Origin of the sequence: Mesorhizobium sp. M7A.F.Ca.US.014.04.1.1 (assembly GCF_003998745.1) — a bacterium.
GTDB lineage: Bacteria > Pseudomonadota > Alphaproteobacteria > Rhizobiales > Rhizobiaceae > Mesorhizobium > Mesorhizobium ciceri.
On record NZ_RZRW01001052.1, the window covers coordinates 1 to 1,181 of the forward strand.

At 55.8% G+C, this 1,181-nt stretch carries 1 protein-coding gene; it reads left to right on the forward strand.

The features are described from left to right. The first annotated feature begins 761 nt into the window (after window positions 1-761). The gene (locus EOA22_RS34395) at window positions 762-1,154 is read left to right on the forward strand and encodes a response regulator transcription factor (RefSeq protein ID WP_206521497.1); all 393 of its coding nucleotides are present in this window, start codon (window positions 762-764) and stop codon (window positions 1,152-1,154) included. Window positions 1,155-1,181: the final 27 nt, after the last annotated feature.

Sequence of the window (1,181 nt, forward strand, 5' to 3'; positions counted from 1 at the left end):
GGAAGGGGGTCGCCATGCGGAGCGATAGGGGAGGCATGGGGCGGTGGGCGGCGGTGGCTCCCCTATCCTGTCTCCGCATTTGTTCGCAGACAGGCAGCGTAAGCTCGAGCAGACGCCGGCAATCCACTGTTCAGCGTGGTGTATACATCGTCAACGAAGCTTTTGGAGGTATGATGCAGCGTTGTCAGGAGGTGCGAGCAAACCCAACCACCGCCTATCGTATGAGACCCGCCGAATTAATCGCAAGAGCGCGTGCAACCAACACAGTGCGCGGTAACCGAGGATATCTATAGCCTGGTGCGGCACGGGCATGCGCCTTAGTTCGGGCCGCTCGCGCGGGTCAAACCAGTTTGGAGTCCCGTCTTCTCAACGTAAAAATTTACCGAAAAAATTAACTTATGTTAGAGAATGCTAATAAATAGCTCCTACACTCCCGAGGCTGCTTTAGATGTCAGCAGCCACGTTGCTTGAGGTTCGCAATCAGCCTTGAGCGTGGAAAAGGGGTCGGGTACCAAAACTTCCAATTCTAAGAAAGGGCACTTATCGGGCGCCACAGGTACCTTCGTTGGGGAAGGGTGAGTATCGGTATGGTTTCTACAGCAGGACTGCACAGTTACGGTTCGTCAAATCGATCAAGAGTTCCGTCCAGCGGCACAGAAAATCTCCACCAAGAAGCAGGTAAGCAATACCTTCTCATGCTGGACGGGAGGGCCTTGGACCGCGAGTGTCTCGCTTCGGCGCTTGAGGATCATGAATTGGGCATGGTGGTCGTCGCCATGGGTTCGATCGAGGAATGGCGCATAAGGAAGGGTTCGGCTTCTCCCCTTTCAACCATACTCTTCAACCTCGGCGGCCGGAAGGTCACCGATCACGGCATTGCAGAAGAAATCAGGCATATTTCGTCCGAGTTCAAGGCCGTTCCGGTGGTCATCCTGGCCGACACCGAAGATCTTGCACAGGTGCTGACGGCTCTCGAATGCGGCGCACGCGGTTACATTCCGACTTCGGTCGGGATCGATGTGTGTGTCGAGGCGATCAACTTGGCTGCAGCCGGAGGCATCTTCGTTCCGGCCAGTAGTGTCCTTTCCATGCGGCACCTGATAAAATCAGGCAACTGCGACGCCCGGCCCTTGACGGGCGTCGCAGTTGCCTGATTTTATCAGGTGCCGCATGGAAAGGAC

What these genes read in the sequence shown, in the direction of transcription:
- EOA22_RS34395 (WP_206521497.1), top strand. Translation starts at nt 762, where the DNA reads ATGGTGGTCGTCGCCATGGGTTCGATCGAGGAATGGCGCATAAGGAAG.